This window comes from Streptomyces sp. NPDC098101 (genome assembly GCF_044760185.1).
Taxonomy (GTDB): Bacteria; Actinomycetota; Actinomycetes; order Streptomycetales; family Streptomycetaceae; genus Streptomyces.
Genome location: NZ_JBIWAS010000006.1, coordinates 351906 through 371723 on the forward strand (window position 1 = coordinate 351906; position 19818 = coordinate 371723).

At 72.0% G+C, this 19818-nt stretch carries 18 protein-coding genes; 17 read left to right on the forward strand and 1 reads right to left on the reverse strand.

The window, feature by feature from the left end:
- Window positions 1-34 precede the first annotated feature (34 nt).
- The 3 genes from ACIQVI_RS27115 to nusB are packed head-to-tail and all read left to right on the forward strand — an operon-like array spanning window position 35 to window position 2210.
- Window positions 35-1147: an aminopeptidase P family protein gene (locus ACIQVI_RS27115; protein ID WP_351971677.1), complete on the forward strand. Its 1113-nt coding sequence runs from the start codon at window positions 35-37 to the stop codon at window positions 1145-1147.
- 56 nt (window positions 1148-1203) lie between these two features.
- Window positions 1204-1770, forward strand: a complete 567-nt coding sequence (gene efp, locus ACIQVI_RS27120; protein ID WP_121828871.1) for an elongation factor P — start codon at window positions 1204-1206, stop codon at window positions 1768-1770.
- A gap of 2 nt (window positions 1771-1772) precedes the next feature.
- Complete coding sequence (nusB, locus tag ACIQVI_RS27125; protein WP_121828870.1) at window positions 1773-2210, forward strand: transcription antitermination factor NusB; 438 nt, start codon at window positions 1773-1775, stop codon at window positions 2208-2210.
- Between the two features lie 211 nt (window positions 2211-2421).
- Here the strand turns inward: nusB and bldD are convergent, their stop codons facing one another.
- Complete coding sequence (gene bldD, locus ACIQVI_RS27130) at window positions 2422-2922, reverse strand: transcriptional regulator BldD (RefSeq protein WP_030214967.1); 501 nt, start codon at window positions 2920-2922, stop codon at window positions 2422-2424.
- A 244-nt stretch (window positions 2923-3166) separates the two neighbouring features.
- Between bldD and pyrR the strand changes: the two genes are divergently transcribed.
- From pyrR to ACIQVI_RS27200, 14 genes are all read left to right on the forward strand, one after another.
- A complete protein-coding gene (pyrR, locus tag ACIQVI_RS27135) occupies window positions 3167-3745 on the forward strand; it encodes a bifunctional pyr operon transcriptional regulator/uracil phosphoribosyltransferase PyrR (protein ID WP_403600384.1) in 579 nt (192 codons plus the stop codon).
- 83 nt (window positions 3746-3828) lie between these two features.
- Window positions 3829-4818, forward strand: a complete 990-nt coding sequence (locus tag ACIQVI_RS27140) for an aspartate carbamoyltransferase catalytic subunit (RefSeq protein ID WP_351973949.1) — start codon at window positions 3829-3831, stop codon at window positions 4816-4818.
- Between the two features lie 2 nt (window positions 4819-4820).
- Window positions 4821-6107 (forward strand): dihydroorotase, encoded by a 1287-nt coding sequence (locus ACIQVI_RS27145; protein WP_383417237.1) that lies wholly within the window; start codon window positions 4821-4823, stop codon window positions 6105-6107.
- The gene (locus ACIQVI_RS27150) at window positions 6104-6676 is read left to right on the forward strand and encodes a hypothetical protein (protein WP_163013762.1); all 573 of its coding nucleotides are present in this window, start codon (window positions 6104-6106) and stop codon (window positions 6674-6676) included. Before ACIQVI_RS27145 ends, ACIQVI_RS27150 begins: the two co-directional genes overlap by 4 nt.
- Window positions 6673-7821, forward strand: coding sequence for a glutamine-hydrolyzing carbamoyl-phosphate synthase small subunit (carA, locus tag ACIQVI_RS27155; protein ID WP_403600390.1), 1149 nt, complete (start codon window positions 6673-6675; stop codon window positions 7819-7821). Before ACIQVI_RS27150 ends, carA begins: the two co-directional genes overlap by 4 nt.
- Window positions 7814-11122 carry a carbamoyl-phosphate synthase large subunit gene (gene carB / locus ACIQVI_RS27160; protein ID WP_403600393.1) on the forward strand — a complete coding sequence of 1103 codons (3309 nt, stop codon included), beginning with the start codon at window positions 7814-7816 and terminating at the stop codon, window positions 11120-11122. Before carA ends, carB begins: the two co-directional genes overlap by 8 nt.
- A gap of 79 nt (window positions 11123-11201) precedes the next feature.
- Entirely contained in the window at window positions 11202-12311 is a 1110-nt protein-coding gene (locus tag ACIQVI_RS27165) for a quinone-dependent dihydroorotate dehydrogenase (RefSeq protein ID WP_403600396.1), read from the forward strand.
- Window positions 12308-13144, forward strand: coding sequence for an orotidine-5'-phosphate decarboxylase (gene pyrF / locus ACIQVI_RS27170; protein WP_351973340.1), 837 nt, complete (start codon window positions 12308-12310; stop codon window positions 13142-13144). The genes ACIQVI_RS27165 and pyrF overlap by 4 nt, the downstream gene beginning before the upstream one ends.
- Window positions 13145-13454: 310 nt before the next feature.
- A complete protein-coding gene (locus ACIQVI_RS27175) occupies window positions 13455-13778 on the forward strand; it encodes an integration host factor (RefSeq protein WP_121828861.1) in 324 nt (107 codons plus the stop codon).
- 72 nt (window positions 13779-13850) lie between these two features.
- On the forward strand, window positions 13851-14423 hold the full coding sequence (gene gmk, locus ACIQVI_RS27180; protein WP_351973339.1) for a guanylate kinase: 573 nt from the start codon (window positions 13851-13853) through the stop codon (window positions 14421-14423).
- Between the two features lie 54 nt (window positions 14424-14477).
- Window positions 14478-14750, forward strand: coding sequence for a DNA-directed RNA polymerase subunit omega (rpoZ, locus tag ACIQVI_RS27185; RefSeq protein WP_005319902.1), 273 nt, complete (start codon window positions 14478-14480; stop codon window positions 14748-14750).
- Window positions 14751-14870: 120 nt separating this feature from the next.
- Window positions 14871-16082: a bifunctional phosphopantothenoylcysteine decarboxylase/phosphopantothenate--cysteine ligase CoaBC gene (coaBC, locus tag ACIQVI_RS27190; RefSeq protein ID WP_403600400.1), complete on the forward strand. Its 1212-nt coding sequence runs from the start codon at window positions 14871-14873 to the stop codon at window positions 16080-16082.
- Between the two features lie 265 nt (window positions 16083-16347).
- Window positions 16348-17556, forward strand: a complete 1209-nt coding sequence (gene metK, locus ACIQVI_RS27195) for a methionine adenosyltransferase (protein ID WP_351973337.1) — start codon at window positions 16348-16350, stop codon at window positions 17554-17556.
- A gap of 94 nt (window positions 17557-17650) precedes the next feature.
- Entirely contained in the window at window positions 17651-19783 is a 2133-nt protein-coding gene (locus ACIQVI_RS27200) for a primosomal protein N' (protein WP_403600403.1), read from the forward strand.
- The last annotated feature ends 35 nt before the right edge of the window (window positions 19784-19818 follow it).

The window sequence follows — 19818 nt, forward strand, 5'->3', positions numbered from 1 at the left end:
GGCCGGGGCGGCCCGCTGCTCGTACGCTCGGAGCATGTCAGAGGTGTATGCGGACCGCCGTGTACGGCTGCGCGACCGGTGCGCGGCCGCGGGCAGCCCGGCGGCCCTGGTCTCCCGCCCCGCCAACGTCCGCTATCTCGCGGGCGGCTCCCCGCCGGGCGCCGTCCTGCTCGTCGGCCCCGAACCGGAGGCGGACGTCCTGCTCTGCCCCGTCGCGCCCGGGGGCGAACCGGCCGACGGGCGGCTCGACGAACTGCTCCGGCAGCAGGTGCTGCCCACCGGGGGAGGGGATCCGGCCGTCGCGGCCGTCGACCTCGCCCGCCGGGCGGGCGCCGACGCCCTCGCCGTCGAGGAGCACCACCTGACGGTGGCCCGGCACCGGGCCATGGGCACCGTCGCGTCCGCGCCGCGCCTCACCGATCTGGACTGCGCCGTGGAGCAGCTCAGGATCGTCAAGGACGAGGACGAGATCGCCTGTCTCAGGATCGCCGCCGAGATCACCGACCAGGCCCTCGGCGAACTCCTCGAATCCATCCTGGTGGGACGGACCGAGCGACACCTCGCCCTGGAGCTGGAGCGGCGGCTCGTCGACCACGGCGCCGACGGGGCCGCCTTCCCCACCTCGGTCGCGACCGGGCCGCACTCCGGCCGCCGGGGACACCGGCCCACCGACCGCCGGGTCGAGGAGGGCGATTTCCTCTCCGTCTGCCTCGGCGCCGACTACCGCGGCTACCGGTGCGAGATCGGCCGCACCTTCGTCATCGGCACCACCCCCGCCGAGTGGCAGATCGAGCTGTACGAACTCGTCTTCGCCGCTCAGCGGGCCGGGCGGGAGTCCCTGGTGCCCGGCGCCGAGTACCGGGACGTGGACCGGGCGGCCCGCCGGATCCTGAAGGCGGCGGGGCACGCGGAGGCCGCCGTGCCGCTCACCGGGCACGGTGTGGGGCTCGAAATCGACGAGGACCCGCAGTTGTCACCCTCGGCCATGGGTAAACTGGACGCTTGTGTGCCGGTCACCGTCGAACCGGGGGTCCACCTCCCGGGCCGGGGCGGTGTCCGGATCGATGACACGCTCGTCGTGCGCCAGGAGGCGGACGGCGGACCCGAGCTACTCACCATCACGACCAAGGAGCTGCTCGCGCTGTAGGGCGCGCACGCCTCCCCGGTCCCACGTCAGTCCAGAGTCCAGGAGATTCCGCAACCGTGGCTTCCACGAACGACCTCAAGAACGGCATGGTGCTCAAGCTCGAAGGCGGCCAGCTCTGGTCCGTCGTCGAGTTCCAGCACGTCAAGCCCGGCAAGGGCCCGGCCTTCGTGCGCACCAAGCTCAAGAACGTGCTGTCCGGCAAGGTCGTCGACAAGACCTTCAACGCGGGCGTCAAGGTCGAGACGGCCACCATCGACCGTCGTGACATGCAGTTCTCCTACATGGACGGCGACTACTTCGTCTTCATGGACATGGAGACGTACGACCAGCTGCACGTCGACCGCAAGGCCGTCGGCGACGCCGCGAACTTCCTGATCGAGGGCTTCACCGCCTCCGTCGCGCAGCACGAGGGCGAGGTGCTCTACGTCGAGCTCCCGGCCGCCGTCGTCCTGACGATCCAGCACACCGACCCGGGCGTCCAGGGCGACCGCTCCACCGGCGGCACCAAGCCCGCCACGCTGGAGACCGGCCACGAGATCCAGGTCCCGCTCTTCATCACCACCGGTGAGAAGATCAAGGTCGACACGCGCAGCAGCGACTACCTCGGCCGGGTGAACGACTAACCGTGGCCGCTCGGAGCAAGGCCCGCAAGCGCGCCTTCCAGATCCTCTTCGAGGCCGACCAGCGCGGCGCCTCCGTCCAGGAGGTCCTCGCGGACCAGGTCCGGCACGCCCGGTCGGACGACCGGCAGCCGCCGGTCAACGAGTTCACCATGCAGCTGGTGGAGGGGTACGCGTCCCGCGTGGCGCGGATCGACGAGCTCATCGCGACCTACGCGGTGGACTGGGACCTCGACCGGATGCCCGTCGCCGACCGGAACATCGTGCGCCTCGGCGCGTACGAGCTGATCTGGGAGGACGGCACCCCGGACGCGGTCGCGATCGACGAGGCGGTGCAGCTCGCCAAGGAGTTCTCCACCGACGAGTCGCCGGCCTTCGTCAACGGCCTCCTGGCGCGCTTCAAGGACCTGAAGCCGCGTCTGCGCCGGGACGTCGAGGCCTGAGGCCCCGCCCGTCCCCGGCAGCCGAAGGGGCCCGCGGCATCCGGTGCTGCGGGCCCCTTCGGCGCGTCCGGGCCCTCCCGGGCCCCGGTGGGCCTCCCGAGGGCCCGGGGGCGCCTCGTACGGGCGTACGGGCCGGGAAAGCACGAGATCCGTGGACGTCGGTGACGTCCACGGATCCGGCGGTACGTTTCTGCTGAGTCCCGCGAAGGGGTCAGCTGTCCTCGTGGGCGACCGCGCGGCGCGCGTCCGCGTCCAGCACGCCCCAGCTGATCAGCTGCTCCGTGAGGACCGAGGGGGACTGGTCGTAGATGACGGCGAGGGTGCGCAGGTCGTCCTGGCGGATCGACAGCACCTTGCCGTTGTAGTCGCCGCGCTGCGACTGGATCGTCGCGGCGTAGCGCTGGAGCGGGCCGGCCTTCTCCTGCGGGACGTGGGCCAGGCGCTCCAGGTCCAGGACCAGCTTCGGCGGCGGCTCGGCGGCCCCGCCCGGTGTCGTGCCCGGCAGGAGCTCCTGCACCGGCACCCCGTAGAAGTCCGCCAGCTCGGCGAGGCGCTGCACGGTCACGGCGCGGTCGCCCCGCTCGTACGAGCCGACCACCACGGCCTTCCAGCGGCCCTGGGACTTCTCCTCCACCCCGTGGAGCGAGAGACCCTGCTGGGTGCGGATGGCGCGGAGTTTGGCCCCGAGCTGCTTTGCGTATTCGCTGGACATAACGCTCCCGGACGCTGTGACGACATGCGGCTGCGCCGCGCGGCTGGTAACTCACTGTGAGGTTACGCAGCGTTACACCCACCCGTCAAGCCGAAAGGTCCGTACCGCCCCCGCCCGGGGGACGGCGCCCGGAAGGGCGCCGGAGGTGCGGGTGAGACCCCGCACCACCCCTGCTAGGATCGACGCGCACATCCGACGTCCTTTAAGAACCGTCCCGTGAGGCGGAGAAGGAGGTCCGTTTCCCATGGACACCCGGCTGGACACCCAGCAGCAGTACGGCGACGACGCGCGGCCCGTTCTCGAAGGCCCCGACATCGCGCGGGTCCTCACCCGCATCGCCCACGAGATCGTCGAGCGCGCCAAGGGCGCCGACGACGTGGTCCTCCTCGGCATTCCCACCCGCGGCGTCTTCCTCGCCCGCCGGCTCGCCGAGAAGCTCGCCGCCATCACCGGCACCAAGGTCCCGGTCGGCTCCCTGGACATCACCATGTACCGGGACGACCTGCGGATGAAGCCCGCCCGCGCCATCGGCCGCACCGAGATCCCCTCCGACGGCATCGACGGGCGCCTCGTCGTCCTCGTCGACGACGTCCTCTTCTCCGGCCGCACCATCCGCGCCGCCCTCGACGCCCTCGGCGACATCGGCCGCCCCCGCGCCGTCCAGCTCGCCGTCCTCGTCGACCGCGGCCACCGCGAGCTGCCCATCCGCGCCGACTACGTCGGCAAGAACCTCCCCACGTCGCTGCGGGAGACGGTCAAGGTCCTGCTCGCCGAGGAAGACGGTCGCGACACCGTCCTGCTCGGCTCCAAGGCCGCCTCCTAGCCGGACCGGCTTCCCCGCCGGGGCCGGGGCACCCCCCTGCCCCCGCACGCCCGCACGCCTCCCCACCACGGAGAGAAACCCCGATGATGCGTCACCTCATCTCGGCCGCCGACCTCACCCGCGACGACGCCGTACTGATCCTCGACACCGCCGAGGAGATGGCCCGGGTGGCCGACCGGCCCATCAAGAAGCTGCCGACCCTGCGCGGCCGCACCATCTGCAACCTCTTCTTCGAGGACTCCACCCGGACCCGGATCTCCTTCGAGGCCGCCGAGAAGCGCCTCTCCGCCGACGTCATCAACTTCGCGGCCAAGGGCTCCAGCGTCTCCAAGGGCGAGTCCCTCAAGGACACCGCCCAGACCCTTGAGGCCATGGGCGTCGACGCGGTCGTCATCCGGCACGGCGCCTCCGGCGCCCCGTACCGGCTCGCCACCTCCGGCTGGATCGACGCCCCCGTCGTCAACGCCGGCGACGGCACCCACCAGCACCCCACCCAGGCCCTCCTGGACGCCTTCACCATGCGCCGCCGCCTCGTCGGCCGCGACACCGGACTCGGCCAGGACCTCGCCGGCAAGCGGATCACCCTCGTCGGCGACGTCCTGCACAGCCGGGTCGCCCGCTCCAACGTCGACCTGCTGCACACCCTCGGCGCCGAGGTCACCCTGGTGGCCCCGCCCACCCTGGTCCCCGTCGGCGTCGAGACCTGGCCCTGCGAGATCTCGTACGACCTCGACGCCGTGCTGCCCAAGTCCGACGCCGTGATGATGCTGCGCGTGCAGCGCGAGCGGATGAACGCCGCCTTCTTCCCCACCGAGCGCGAGTACTCGCGCCGCTACGGCCTCGACGGCGAGCGGATGGCGAGGATGCCCGAGCACGCCATCGTGATGCACCCCGGCCCCATGGTCCGCGGCATGGAGATCACCGCCGAGGTCGCCGACTCCGACCGCTGCACGGTCGTCGAACAGGTCGCCAACGGCGTCTCCGTCCGCATGGCCGTGCTCTACCTGCTCCTGGGCGGCTCCGAGCCCGCCGTCACCACCACCCCCGCCGCGCGCACCGAGGAGAACAAGTAACCATGAGCAAGATCCTTATCCGCGGCGCGAAGGTACTCGGCGGCGAGGTCCAGGACGTCCTGATCGACGGCGAGACCGTCGCCGAGGTCGGAAGCGGGCTCTCCGCCGAGGGCGCGACCGTGATCGAGGCCGACGGGCAGATCCTGCTGCCGGGCCTGGTCGACCTCCACACCCACCTGCGCGAGCCCGGCCGCGAGGACTCCGAGACCGTCCTCACCGGCACCCGCGCCGCCGCCTCCGGCGGCTACACCTCCGTCTTCGCCATGGCCAACACCCACCCGGTCGCCGACACCGCCGGCGTCGTCGAGCAGGTCTACCGGCTCGGCCAGGAGCACGGCTACTGCGACGTGCAGCCCATCGGCGCCGTCACCGTCGGCCTGGAGGGCAAGAAGCTCGCCGAGCTCGGCGCCATGCACGACTCCGCCGCCGGCGTCACCGTCTTCTCCGACGACGGCAAGTGCGTCGACGACGCCGTGATCATGCGCCGCGCCCTGGAGTACGTGAAGGCCTTCGGCGGCGTCGTCGCCCAGCACGCCCAGGAGCCCCGCCTCACCGAGGGCGCCCAGATGAACGAGGGCATCGTCTCCGCCGAGCTCGGCCTCGGCGGCTGGCCCGCCGTCGCCGAGGAGTCGATCATCGCCCGCGACGTCCTCCTCGCCGAGCACGTCGGCTCCCGCGTCCACATCTGCCACCTCTCCACCGCCGGCTCCGTCGAGATCGTCCGCTGGGCCAAGTCCCGAGGCATCGACGTCACCGCCGAGGTCACCCCGCACCACCTCCTCCTCACGGACGAGCTGGTCCGCTCGTACAACCCCGTCTACAAGGTCAACCCGCCGCTGCGCACCGAGAAGGACGTCCTCGCGCTCCGCGAGGCGCTGGCCGACGGCACGATCGACATCGTCGCCACCGACCACGCCCCGCACCCGCACGAGGACAAGGACTGCGAGTGGGCCGCGGCCGCCATGGGCATGGTCGGCCTGGAGACCGCCCTCTCCGTCGTCCAGCAGACGATGGTCGAGACCGGACTCCTCGACTGGGCCGGCGTCGCCGACCGCATGTCCTTCGCCCCCGCCCGCATCGGCCGGGCCAAGGGCCACGGACGACCCGTCTCGGCTGGTGAGCCCGCGAACCTGACCCTGGTCGATCCGGCTTACCGTGGAGTCGTGGACCCCGCGGACTTCGCCTCCCGCAGCCGCAACACCCCGTACGAGGGCCGCGAGCTGCCGGGACGCGTCACCCACACCTTCCTGCGGGGCCGGGCAACGGTCGTGGACGGGAAGCTGGCGTGACACCACTCATCGCAATCGCCGCAGAGGCAGCCGAACAGAAGTCGGCGGAGGTGACCGACTGGGCCGGAAGGATCGGCTGGGTCGCCGGACTGCTGCTCTTCATCGCCTTCGTGTACTGGCTCATGCGCCAGGGCTGGAAGTGGCGCGGCAGCCTCCAGTCGGACCTCCCCGCACTGCCCGCCGCGCCGGAGACGGCCGGTGCGGCGAAACTGACCCTCAGCGGGCGCTACCACGGGTCCACGACCGCCGGGCAGTGGCTCGACCGGATCGTCGCCCACGGCCTTGGCGTCCGCAGCCGCGTCGAGCTCACGCTCACCGACGCCGGGATCACGGTCGTCCGCCCCGGGGCGAACGACTTCCACATTCCGGCCGACGCCCTGCGCGAGGCACGCCTCGACAAGGGCATCGCCGGCAAGGTCCTCGCCGAGGGCGGGCTCCTGATCGTCACCTGGGAGCACGGCGGCACCCTCCTCGACTCCGGCTTCCGGTCCGACCGGGCGGCGGAACACACCGCCTGGGTCGAGACCGTCAACTCCATGATCAGCGCAACGGAAGGCATCGCACGATGACGACCTCCACCAGGGGAGCCGCCAAGACTCCCGCCGTACTCGTCCTGGAGGACGGCCGGATCTTCCGCGGCCGCGCCTACGGGGCCGTGGGGGAGACCTTCGGCGAGGCCGTGTTCTCCACCGGCATGACCGGCTACCAGGAGACCCTGACCGACCCGTCGTACCACCGGCAGGTCGTGGTGATGACCGCCCCGCACGTCGGCAACACCGGCGTCAACGACGAGGACCCCGAGTCCGGCCGCATCTGGGTCTCCGGCTACGTCGTCCGCGACCCCGCCCGCGTCTCCTCCAACTGGCGCGCGAAGCGCTCGCTCGACGAGGAGCTGGAGCGCCAGGGCGTCGTCGGGATCTCCGGCGTCGACACCCGCGCCCTCACCCGCCACCTGCGCGAGCGCGGCGCGATGCGCGTCGGCATCTTCTCCGGCGACGCCTGGACCGGCGTCCGCGACGAGGCCCTGCTCGCCAAGGTCAAGACGCAGCCCGAGATGAAGGGCGCGAACCTCTCCGCCGAGGTCGCCACCAAGGAGACGTACGTCGTCCCCGCCGTCGGCGAGAAGAAGTTCACCGTCGCCGCCGTCGACCTCGGCATCAAGGGCATGACCCCGCACCGGATGGCCGAGCGCGGCATCGAGGTCCACGTCCTGCCCGCCACCGCCACCGCCGAGGACGTCTACGCCGTCGAGCCCGACGGAGTGTTCTTCTCCAACGGCCCCGGCGACCCGGCCACCGCGGACGGCCCCGTCGCTCTCATGCGGGCCGTCCTGGAGCGCAAGACGCCGCTCTTCGGCATCTGCTTCGGCAACCAGATCCTGGGCCGGGCGCTCGGCTTCGGCACGTACAAGCTGAAGTACGGCCACCGGGGCATCAACCAGCCGGTCCAGGACCGCACCACCGGCAAGGTCGAGGTCACCGCGCACAACCACGGCTTCGCCGTGGACGCGCCCCTCGACAAGGTCTCCGACACTCCCTTCGGCCGCGCCGAGGTCTCCCACGTCTGTCTGAACGACAACGTCGTGGAGGGACTCCAGCTGCTCGACCGGCCGGCCTTCTCGGTGCAGTACCACCCCGAGGCGGCAGCAGGCCCGCACGACGCCGCGTACCTCTTCGACCGCTTCGTATCCCTCATGGAGGCCGAGCGTGCCTAAGCGCACCGATATCCAGTCCGTCCTGGTCATCGGCTCCGGCCCGATCGTGATCGGCCAGGCCGCCGAGTTCGACTACTCCGGCACCCAGGCGTGCCGCATCCTCAAGGCCGAGGGCCTGCGGGTGATCCTGGTGAACTCCAACCCGGCCACGATCATGACCGACCCGGAGATCGCCGACGCCACCTACGTCGAGCCGATCACTCCCGAGTTCGTCGAGAAGATCATCGCCAAGGAGCGCCCCGACGCCCTCCTGCCCACCCTCGGCGGCCAGACCGCGCTGAACACCGCGATCTCCATGCACGAGCAGGGCGTCCTGGAGAAGTACGGGGTGGAGCTGATCGGCGCGAACGTCGAGGCCATCCACAAGGGCGAGGACCGCGACCTCTTCAAGGGCGTCGTCGAGGCCGTCAAGGCCAAGATCGGGCACGGCGAGTCCGCCCGCTCGGTCATCTGCCACTCCATGGACGACGTCCTCAAGGGCGTCGACACCCTCGGCGGCTACCCCGTCGTCGTCCGCCCCTCCTTCACCATGGGCGGCGCCGGCTCCGGTTTCGCCCACGACGAGGAGGAGCTGCGCCGCATCGCCGGCCAGGGCCTGACGCTCTCTCCCACCACCGAGGTCCTCCTGGAGGAGTCGATCCTCGGCTGGAAGGAGTACGAGCTGGAGCTGATGCGCGACAAGAACGACAACGTCGTGGTCGTCTGCTCCATCGAGAACTTCGACCCGATGGGCGTCCACACCGGTGACTCGATCACCGTCGCCCCGGCGATGACGCTGACCGACCGCGAGTACCAGGTCCTCCGCGACATCGGCATCGCGATCATCCGCGAGGTCGGCGTCGACACCGGCGGCTGCAACATCCAGTTCGCGGTCAACCCGGACGACGGCCGGATCATCGTCATTGAGATGAACCCGCGTGTCTCCCGCTCCTCCGCGCTCGCCTCCAAGGCGACCGGCTTCCCGATCGCCAAGATCGCGGCCCGTCTCGCCGTGGGCTACACGCTGGACGAGATCCCGAACGACATCACGGAGAAGACCCCGGCGTCCTTCGAGCCCACGCTCGACTACGTCGTCGTCAAGGCGCCCCGCTTCGCCTTCGAGAAGTTCCCGGCCGCCGACTCCACGCTGACCACGACCATGAAGTCGGTCGGCGAGGCCATGGCGATCGGCCGGAACTTCACCGAGGCCCTCCAGAAGGCCCTGCGGTCCCTGGAGAAGAAGGGCTCGCAGTTCACCTTCGTGGGCGAGCCCGGCGACAAGGACGAGCTGCTGCGCGAGTCGGTCCGTCCGACCGACGGCCGGATCAACACCGTGATGCAGTCGATCCGGGCCGGTGCCACCCCGGACGAGGTCTTCGACGCGACGAAGATCGACCCGTGGTTCGTCGACCAGCTCTTCCTGATCAAGGAGATCGCCGACGAGCTGGCCGCCGCCGAGAAGCTCGACCCGGAGATCCTGGCCGAGGCCAAGCGCCACGGCTTCTCCGACGCCCAGATCGCGGAGATCCGTGGCCTGCGCGAGGACGTCGTCCGTGAGGTCCGGCACGCCCTCGGCGTCCGCCCGGTCTATAAGACGGTGGACACCTGTGCGGCGGAGTTCGCGGCGAAGACGCCGTACTTCTACTCCTCCTACGACGAGGAGTCGGAGGTCGCGCCGCGTGAGAAGCCGGCGGTGATCATTCTGGGGTCGGGTCCGAACCGGATCGGTCAGGGCATCGAGTTCGACTACTCCTGCGTTCATGCCTCCTTCGCGCTGAGCGAGGCGGGCTACGAGACCGTGATGGTCAACTGCAACCCCGAGACGGTCTCCACGGACTACGACACCTCCGACCGGCTGTACTTCGAGCCGCTGACGCTGGAGGACGTGCTGGAGATCGTCCACGCCGAGACCCTCGCCGGGCCGGTCGCGGGCGTCGTCGTGCAGCTCGGCGGCCAGACCCCGCTGGGTCTGTCCCAGGCGCTCAAGGACAACGGCGTTCCGGTCGTCGGCACCTCCCCCGAGGCCATCCACGCCGCCGAGGACCGGGGCGCCTTCGGACAGGTCCTGGCCGAGGCCGGCCTTCCGGCCCCCAAGCACGGCACCGCCACCACCTTCGCCGGCGCCAAGGCCATCGCGGACGAGATCGGCTACCCCGTCCTGGTCCGCCCCTCGTACGTGCTCGGCGGACGCGGCATGGAGATCGTGTACGACGAGGCCCGCCTGGAGTCGTACATCGCCGAGTCCACCGAGATCAGCCCCACCCGGCCGGTCCTGGTCGACCGGTTCCTCGACGACGCGATCGAGATCGACGTGGACGCGCTCTACGACGGCGAGGAGCTGTACCTCGGCGGGGTGATGGAGCACATCGAGGAGGCCGGTATCCACTCCGGTGACTCGGCCTGCGCGCTGCCCCCGATCACGCTGGGCGGGCACGACATCAAGCGGCTGCGGGCCTCCACCGAGGCCATCGCCAAGGGCGTCGGGGTCCGTGGTCTGATCAACATCCAGTTCGCGATGGCCGGGGACATCCTCTACGTCCTGGAGGCCAACCCGCGTGCCTCGCGGACCGTGCCGTTCACCTCCAAGGCGACCGCGGTGCCGCTGGCGAAGGCGGCGGCCCGGATCTCGCTGGGTGCCACCATCGCCGAGCTGCGCGCGGAGGGCCTGCTGCCGAGGAACGGCGACGGTGGGACCCTGCCGTTCGACGCGCCGATCTCCGTCAAGGAGGCCGTCATGCCCTGGAGCCGCTTCCGCGACATCCACGGCCGGGGCGTGGACACCGTCCTGGGCCCGGAGATGCGGTCCACCGGCGAGGTGATGGGCATCGACTCGGTCTTCGGCACCGCCTACGCCAAGTCGCAGGCCGGCGCGTACGGGCCGCTGCCGACCAAGGGGCGGGCGTTCATCTCGGTCGCCAACCGGGACAAGCGCTCGATGATCTTCCCGGCCCGTGAGCTGGTCGCCCACGGCTTCGAGCTCCTGGCCACCTCCGGGACGGCCGAGGTCCTCAAGCGCAACGGGATCAACGCCACGATCGTGCGCAAGCTCAGCGAGGGCGAGGGCCCGAACGGCGAGAAGACGATCGTGCAGCTCGTCCACGACGGGGAGGTCGACCTCATCGTCAACACCCCCTACGGCACCGGCGGCCGCCTCGACGGCTACGAGATCCGTACCGCCGCTGTCGCCCGTGGCGTCCCGTGCCTGACCACCGTCCAGGCCCTCGCCGCAGCCGTCCAGGGCATCGACGCGCTCAACCACGGCGGCGTCGGCGTCCGCTCCCTCCAGGAGCACGCCGAGCACCTCGTCGCGGCCCGCGACTAGCAGCCCGTACGGAGAAGGGGGACACCGGCCACAGCGCGGTGTCCCCCTCTTCATGACCGAACAAGGGATATTTCGGACGATGTACAAGCTGTTCTTCCACCTGGTCTTCAAGCGGATGGACCCCGAGAAGGCCCACTACCTGGCCTTCCGCTGGATCCGCCTGGCCGCCCGCGTCCCGGTGCTCCGCACCTTCGTCGCCGCCGCCCTCGCCCCCCGCTACGAGGAGCTGCGCACCGAGGCCCTCGGCCTGCGGATGCACGGCCCCTTCGGCCTCGCCGCCGGCTTCGACAAGAACGCCGTCGCCATCGACGGCATGGCCATGCTCGGCTTCGACCACGTCGAGATCGGCACCGTCACCGGCGAGGCCCAGCCCGGCAACCCCAAGAAGCGGCTCTTCCGGCTGGTCCCGGACCGCGCCCTGATCAACCGCATGGGCTTCAACAACGAGGGCTCCGCCGCCGTCGCCGCCCGCCTCCACGCGCGCGTACCGGTCTTCAGGACGGTCGTGGGCGTCAACATCGGCAAGACCAAGGTCGTCCCCGAGGCCGAGGCCGCCGCCGACTACGTGAAGTCCACCGAGCGCCTCGCCGCGCACGCCGACTACCTCGTCGTCAACGTCTCCTCCCCGAACACCCCGGGCCTGCGCAACCTCCAGGCCACCGAGTCCCTGCGCCCCCTCCTGACGGCCGTGCGGGAGGCCGCCGACCGCACGGTCACCGACCGCCGGGTCCCCCTCCTGGTCAAGATCGCCCCCGACCTGGCCGACGAGGACGTGGACGCGGTCGCCGACCTCGCCCTGGAGCTGGGCCTCGACGGCATCATCGCCACCAACACCACCATCGCCCGCGAGGGCCTCGGCCTGAAGTCGGCGCCTGAACTGGTCGAGGAGACCGGCGGCCTGTCCGGACGCCCGGTCAAGCAGCGCTCCCTGGAGGTCCTGCGCCGCCTCCACGCGCGCGTGGGCGACCGCCTGGTCCTCGTCGGCGTCGGCGGCATCGAGAACGCCGAGGACGCCTGGCAGCGCATCCTCGCCGGCGCCACCCTCGTCCAGGGCTACAGCGCCTTCGTCTACGAGGGCCCGTTCTACGCCCGCGCGATCCACAAGGGCCTCGCCGCGCGCCTCGCGGCCTCCCCGTACGCCACCCTCGCCGAGGCCGTCGGCGCCGACAACCGAAAGGCCACCCCGTGACGCTCTCCTTCGGATCCCGCCTGCGCGCCGCCATGGACGAGCGCGGCCCGCTCTGCGTCGGCATCGACCCGCACGCCGCCCTGCTCGACTCCTGGGGCCTCACGGACGACATCGCCGGCCTGGAGCGCTTCACCTTCACCGTCGTCGAGGCCCTCGCCGGGACCGTGGCCGTCTTCAAGCCCCAGTCCGCCTTCTTCGAGCGGTTCGGCTCGCGCGGCGTCGCCGTCCTGGAGCGCGCCGTCTCCGACCTGCGCGCGGCGGGCGGCCTGGTCGTCATGGACGCCAAGCGCGGGGACATCGGCTCCACCATGGCCGCCTACGCCGAGGCCTTCCTGCGCAAGGACTCCCCGCTCTTCTCCGACGCGCTCACGGTCTCCCCGTACCTCGGCTACGGCTCCCTGAAGCCGGCCGTCGACCTGGCCCGGGAGTCCGGCGCCGGCCTCTTCGTCCTGGCCCTCACCTCCAACCCGGAGGGCTCCGAGGTCCAGCGGGCCGTCCGCGAGGACGGAAGGACGGTCGGCGCGACGATGCTCGCCCACCTGGCCGAGGAGAACGCGGGGGAGACCCCCATGGGCTCCTTCGGCGCGGTCGTCGGCGCCACCCTCGGCGACCTCTCCTCCTTCGACCTGGACGTCAACGGCCCGCTCCTCGCCCCCGGCATCGGCGCCCAGGGCGCGACCCCCGCCGACCTCCCCGCCGTCTTCGGCGCGGCGGTCCGCAACGTCGTCCCGAACGTCAGCCGGGGGGTCCTGCGGCACGGTCCGGACGCCACCGCCCTGCGGGACTCGGCGCTCCGCTACGCGGACGAGATCCGCGCGGCCGTCGGCGCCTGATCCCCGCCGGGACCAATCCGCAGGTCGGAGCGGATCGGGCCCGGTTCGGCGGCCCGCGCCGGCCGGCCGTCTCACCACTTGACGAAAACTTGGCCCAAAACCCGGTCTTTATGTCGGGAAAGTCCTGGTCGGTCGATGCTGACCAGGACTTTTCCGCTGTTCTCGCTGACTGGAGCGGCCTCGGCCGCTAGTCTCCGGGGCAGAGCAGGCGTTCAACGGCCACTCCGTTGATCGTTGCTCCACTGGTGCGGGGCGACTAGGTTCCTCACCGGTCCGTATCCGACAGATCGACATCCGAGGTGACGTAGGCGTGGCTCTTCCGCCCCTTACCCCTGAACAGCGCGCAGCCGCGCTCGAGAAGGCCGCCGCGGCTCGCCGGGAGCGGGCCGAGGTCAAGAATCGACTCAAGCACTCCGGCGCATCCCTCCACGACGTCATCAAGACCGGCCAGGAGAACGACGTCATCGGCAAGATGAAGGTCTCCGCGCTCCTTGAGTCCCTGCCGGGCGTGGGCAAGGTCCGCGCCAAGCAGATCATGGAGCGGCTCGGCATCTCCGAGAGCCGCCGGGTACGCGGTCTCGGCTCCAACCAGATCGCCTCCCTGGAGCGAGAGTTCGGCTCCACCGGCGCCTGACCTTTCGGGACATTCCCGGCATGAGGCGTCCTCCCTGCGCAAGCAGGGGTGAACCACTGGAATAATCGCTGCATGGCAGCAGAGGTACGTCCGCGGCTGACCGTGCTCTCCGGCCCCTCAGGGGTCGGCAAGAGCACGGTCGTCGCGCATATGCGCAAGGTCCACCCCGAGGTCTGGCTCTCGGTGTCGGCGACGACGCGGAAGCCCCGCCCCGGCGAGAAGCACGGCGTCCACTACTTCTTCGTGACGGACGACGAGTTCGACAAGCTGATCGCCAACGGCGAGCTCCTCGAATGGGCCGAGTTCGCGGGCAACCGCTACGGCACCCCGCGCGGCGCGGTCCTCGACCGCCTCGACGCCGGCGAGCCCGTCCTCCTGGAGATCGACCTCCAGGGCGCCCGTCAGGTGAAGGACTCCATGCCGGAGTCCCAGCTGGTCTTCCTGGCCCCGCCGAGCTGGGAGGAGCTGGTCCGCCGCCTCACCGGCCGCGGCACCGAGTCCCCCGAGGTCATCGAGCGCCGTCTCGACGCCGCGAAGGTCGAGCTGGCCGCCGAGTCCGAGTTCGACACCACCCTCGTCAACACCTCCGTCGAGGACGTGGCGCGCGAGCTGCTAACGTTGATGCTGCTGTCTTCTGGGGAATGATCCCCGGTTCCCTGCAGTGTGTCTGATCTTTTTTCCATCTTCGGAAGGTAGAGCGTGTCCTCTTCCATCACCGCGCCCGAGGGCATCATCAACCCGCCGATCGACGAGCTGCTCGAGGCCACCGACTCGAAGTACAGCCTCGTGATCTACGCGGCCAAGCGCGCGCGTCAGATCAACGCGTACTACTCCCAGCTCGGCGAGGGCCTGCTGGAGTACGTGGGTCCGCTCGTCGACACCCACGTCCACGAGAAGCCGCTCTCGATCGCGCTGCGCGAGATCAACGCGGGCCTGCTGACGTCCGAGGCCATCGAGGGTCCGGCGCAGTAAACGCACGGCGTTTGTCATATCTGTCACCACAGGCCCGGCGGAACATCCGCCGGGCCTGTGGTGTCTCATGGAGTCGTACGCATCCGAGTGCGCGTCCGAGTGCGGGGAGTCGTGGAAGTCGTGGCAAAGCCGAAGGTCGTTCTGGGCGTCACCGGCGGCATCGCCGCCTACAAGGCGTGCGAGCTGCTCCGCCGGCTCACCGAGTCGGGCCACGACGTCCGGGTCGTGCCCACCGACTCCGCACTGCACTTCGTCGGCGAGGCCACCTGGTCCGCGCTCTCCGGGAACCCCGTCTCGACCGAGGTGTGGGAGTCCGTCCACGAGGTGCCGCACGTGCGGATCGGCCAGGCCGCCGACCTCGTCGTGGTCGCCCCCGCCACCGCCGACATGCTCGCCAAGGCCGCCCACGGCCTCGCCGACGACCTCCTCACCAACACGCTGCTCACCGCGCGCTGTCCCGTCGTCTTCGCCCCCGCCATGCACACCGAGATGTGGGAGCACCCGGCCACCCGGGAGAACGTGGCGACCCTGCGCCGCCGAGGCGCCGTCGTCATCGAGCCCGCCGTCGGCCGCCTCACCGGCGTTGACACCGGCAAGGGACGGCTGCCCGACCCCGCCGCGATCTTCGAGGTCTGCCGCCGCGTCCTCGCCCGGGGCGTCACCGCCCCCGACCTCGCCGGCCGGCACGTCGTGGTCAGCGCGGGCGGCACCCGCGAGCCCCTCGACCCCGTCCGCTACCTGGGCAACCGCTCCTCCGGCAAGCAGGGCTACGCCCTCGCCGGGGCCGCCGCCGCCCGGGGAGCCCGGGTCACCCTCGTCGAGGCCAACACCGGCCTCCCCGACCCGGCCGGCGTCGACGTCGTCCGCGTCGGCACCGCCGTCCAGCTCCGCGAGGCCGTCCTCAAGGCCGTCGCCGACGCCGACGCGGTGGTCATGGCCGCCGCCGTCGCCGACTTCCGCCCCGCCGTCTACGCCCCCGGCAAGATCAAGAAGAAGGGCGACGACGGCGCCCCCGTCGTCGAACTCGTCCGCAACCCCGACATCCTCGCCGAGATCTCCGCCGACCGGGCCCTGCCCGGCCAGGTCGTCGTCGGCTTCGCCGCCGAGACCGACGACGTCCTCGCCAACGGACGGGAGAAGCTCGCCCGCAAGGGCTGCGACCTCCTCGTCGTCAACGAGGTCGGGGAGCGCAAGACCTTCGGCTCCGAGGAGAACGAGGCCGTGGTGCTCGCGGCGGACGGCACCGAGACCCCCGTGCCGTACGGGCCGAAGGAAGCGCTCGCCGAGACGGTCTGGGACCTGGTCCTGCCCCGGCTGCGTCCCACCCACTGAGATGTCCGGGTCCGGTCAGCCCGGCCCGCCGTCACCCGGGCGGAGGAGCGAAACACCGCCTCGCGAGTGATTCGCGTCCCACCGGAGCGGCCGTCCCGCCCTTGTCGGCGGCCGGTTCCGGCCGCCCGGGGGCATTCGCCAGGCGAGACACCTGGTCCATTGTCCGACCACGACCGATAGACTGTTCGTGGAACGTCGCGGGGCGCAGCCCCCTGCCGGTCCGAGCCACGAGTAGCCAGCAGCCGCTGCAACCCCAGGGAGCGTTGTGTCCCGTCGTCTGTTCACCTCGGAGTCCGTCACCGAGGGGCACCCCGACAAGATCGCTGACCAGATCAGCGACACCATCCTCGACGCACTGCTGCGCGAGGACCCCACCTCGCGCGTCGCCGTCGAGACGTTGATCACCACCGGCCTGGTGCACGTCGCCGGCGAGGTGACCACCAAGGCGTGGGCGGACATCCCCACCCTCGTCCGGAACAAGATCCTCGAGATCGGGTACGACTCCTCGAAGAAGGGCTTCGACGGCGCCTCCTGCGGCGTGTCGGTGTCCATCGGGTCGCAGTCCCCGGACATCGCCCAGGGTGTCGACACCGCGTACGAGAAGCGGGTCGAGGGCGACGAGGACGAGCTCGACAAGCAGGGCGCCGGCGACCAGGGCCTGATGTTCGGCTACGCGTCGGACGAGACCCCCGAGCTGATGCCGCTGCCGATCCACATCGCGCACCGGCTCTCGCGCCGCCTCACCGAGGTCCGCAAGAACGGCACCATCCCGTACCTGCGCCCCGACGGCAAGACCCAGGTCACCATCGAGTACGACGGCGACAAGGCCGTCCGCCTCGACACGGTCGTGGTCTCCTCGCAGCACGCCTCCGACATCGACCTGGAGTCGCTGCTCGCGCCCGACATCCGCGAGTTCGTCGTCGAGCACGTGCTGGGGCAGCTCGTCGAGGACGGCATCAAGCTCGACACCGAGGGCTACCGCCTCCTGGTGAACCCGACCGGCCGCTTCGAGATCGGCGGCCCGATGGGCGACGCCGGCCTCACCGGCCGCAAGATCATCATCGACACGTACGGCGGCATGGCCCGCCACGGCGGCGGCGCCTTCTCCGGCAAGGACCCGTCGAAGGTCGACCGCTCGGCCGCCTACGCCATGCGCTGGGTCGCCAAGAACGTCGTCGCCGCCGGCCTCGCCGCGCGCTGCGAGGTCCAGGTCGCCTACGCGATCGGCAAGGCCGAGCCCGTCGGCCTCTTCGTCGAGACCTTCGGGACCAACACGGTCGACGTCGAGAGGATCGAGAACGCCATCGCCGAGGTCTTCGACCTCCGCCCGGCCGCGATCATCCGCGACCTCGACCTGCTCCGCCCGATCTACTCCCAGACCGCCGCCTACGGCCACTTCGGCCGCGAGCTGCCGGACTTCACCTGGGAGCGCACCGACCGCGTCGACGCCCTCAAGCAGGCCGCCGGGCTCTGATCCCGGACGTACGCGACCGAAGCCCGGCACCCCGCGAGGGGCGCCGGGCTTCGCGCCGTCCCGACTGTCGGTGGCGTCTGGTAGGTATGGGGCCGTGAGCAGCGAGAACGAGAAGCCCTCCGAGGAACCCGAGCAGCTCGCGCTCATTCGGGAGACCGTGCGGAAGGCGAAGGTGCCGCGGGCCAAGCCGCGGACGTGGCGGGGGGCCGCGCTCGCCAAGGAGCTGCCCGTCGCGCGGGTCGTCGTGAACAAGGGGGCGCTCCACCTCGACCAGTTCTTCGACTACGCGGTCCCCGAGGAGCTGGACGAGGCCGCCCGGCCCGGGGTGCGGGTGCGCGTCCGGTTCGGGGCCGGGGCCCACCAGGTCAAGAACGGGCGCCGGGAGGGCGGGCGCCTGATCGACGGCTTCCTCGTCGAGCGCCGGGCCACCTCCGACTACTCCGGCCCCCTGGCCGCCCTCGCCGACGTCGTCTCCCCCGAACCGGTCCTCGGACCCGAGCTGCTCGGCCTCGCCCGCGCCGTCGCCGACCGGTACGCGGGCAGCCTCGCCGACGTGCTCCAGCTCGCCGTGCCGCCGCGCAGCGCCGCCGCCGAGCGCCGCCCCTCCCCGGAGCCGCTGCCGCCGCCGGACGCCCCGGCGCCGGGGAGCTGGACGCGGTACGAGCAGGGGCCCGCCTTCCTGGACTCCCTGGCGGGCGGCGGGGCGCCCCGGGCCGTGTGGAACGCGCTGCCGGGACCGCACTGGGCCGAGGAGATCGCCCGCGCCGTCGCCGCGACCCTCGCCTCCGGGCGCGGCGCCCTCGTCGTCGTCCCCGACGGACGGGCCGCCGACCGGGTCGACACGGCCCTCACCACCGTCCTGGGGGAGGGGCGGCACGCGCTGCTCACCGCCGAGGCGGGCCCCGAGAAGCGGTACGCGCGCTGGCTCGCCGTGCGGCGCGGGGCGGTGCGGGCCGTCGTCGGCACCAGGGCGGCGATGTTCGCCCCCGTACGCGACCTGGGCCTGGTCGCCGTCTGGGACGACGGCGACGGCAGCCACAGCGAACCGCACGCCCCCCAGCCCCACGCCCGCGAGGTGCTCCTGCTGCGCGCCGCCCACGACCGGTGCGCCTTCCTCCTGGGCAGCACGAGCTGCACCGTCGAGGCCGCCCAGCTCGTCGAGTCCGGCTGGGCCCGGGCGCTGACCGCCGGACGCGAACGGGTCCGCGCGGCCGCGCCCCTGATCCGTACCGTCGGCGACGGCGAACTCGCCCGGGACGAGGCCGCGCGCGCCGCCCGGCTCCCCTCGCTCGCCTGGCAGGCCGTACGGGAGGGGCTCAAGACCGGTCCGGTGCTCGTCCAGGTGCCCCGCCGGGGGTACGTGCCCCGGCTGGCCTGCGAGCGCTGCCGGACCCCCGCCCGCTGCCGGCACTGCGCCGGGCCCCTGGAGGCCCCCGAGCAGCGGGAGCTGCGCTGCGGCTGGTGCGGGCGCGGCGCCCCCGACTGGCACTGCGTCGAGTGCGGCTCGACCCGGCTGCGCGCCCAGGTGGTCGGCGCCCGGCGGACCGCCGAGGAGCTGGGCCGGGCCTTCCCGGCGGTGCCGGTCCGCACCTCGGGCCGCGACCACGTCCTGGACAGCGTGCCCGGGCGCCCCGCGCTCGTCGTCTCCACCCCGGGCGCCGAGCCCGTCGCCGAGGGCGGCTACGCGGCCGCGCTGCTCCTCGACGGCTGGGCCATGCTCGGCCGGCCCGACCTGCGCGCGGGCGAGGAGGCGCTGCGGCGCTGGATCGACGCGGCCTCCCTGGTGCGGGGGCAGCCCGAGGGCGGCACGGTCGTCGTGGTGGCCGAGCCGACGCTGCGGCCGGTGCAGGCGCTCGTCCGCTGGGACCCGGTCGGGCACGCCCGGCGCGAGCTGGCCGAGCGCGCCGAGCTGGGCTTCCCGCCGGTCTCCCGGATGGCCGCGGTGAGCGGCCCGCCGGAGGCCGTCGAGGACTTCCTGACGGCGGCCGCGCTGCCGCCCGACGCCGAGGTCCTCGGCCCGGTGCCGCTGCCGGTGGTCCGCCCCGGCGGCGCCCGCAGACCCGGCGACCCCCCGCCGGGCGAGCAGTGGGACCGGGCCCTGGTCCGGGTTCCGCCGGGCAGCGGCGCGGCCCTGGCGGCCGCCCTCAAACAGGCCCGCGCGTCCCGCCTGGCGCGCGGCGGCGGGGACCCGGTCCGGGTCCGCGTGGACCCGCCGGACATCGGCTGACAGCGGGGCCCCCGTACCGATACCCGTACGGACGC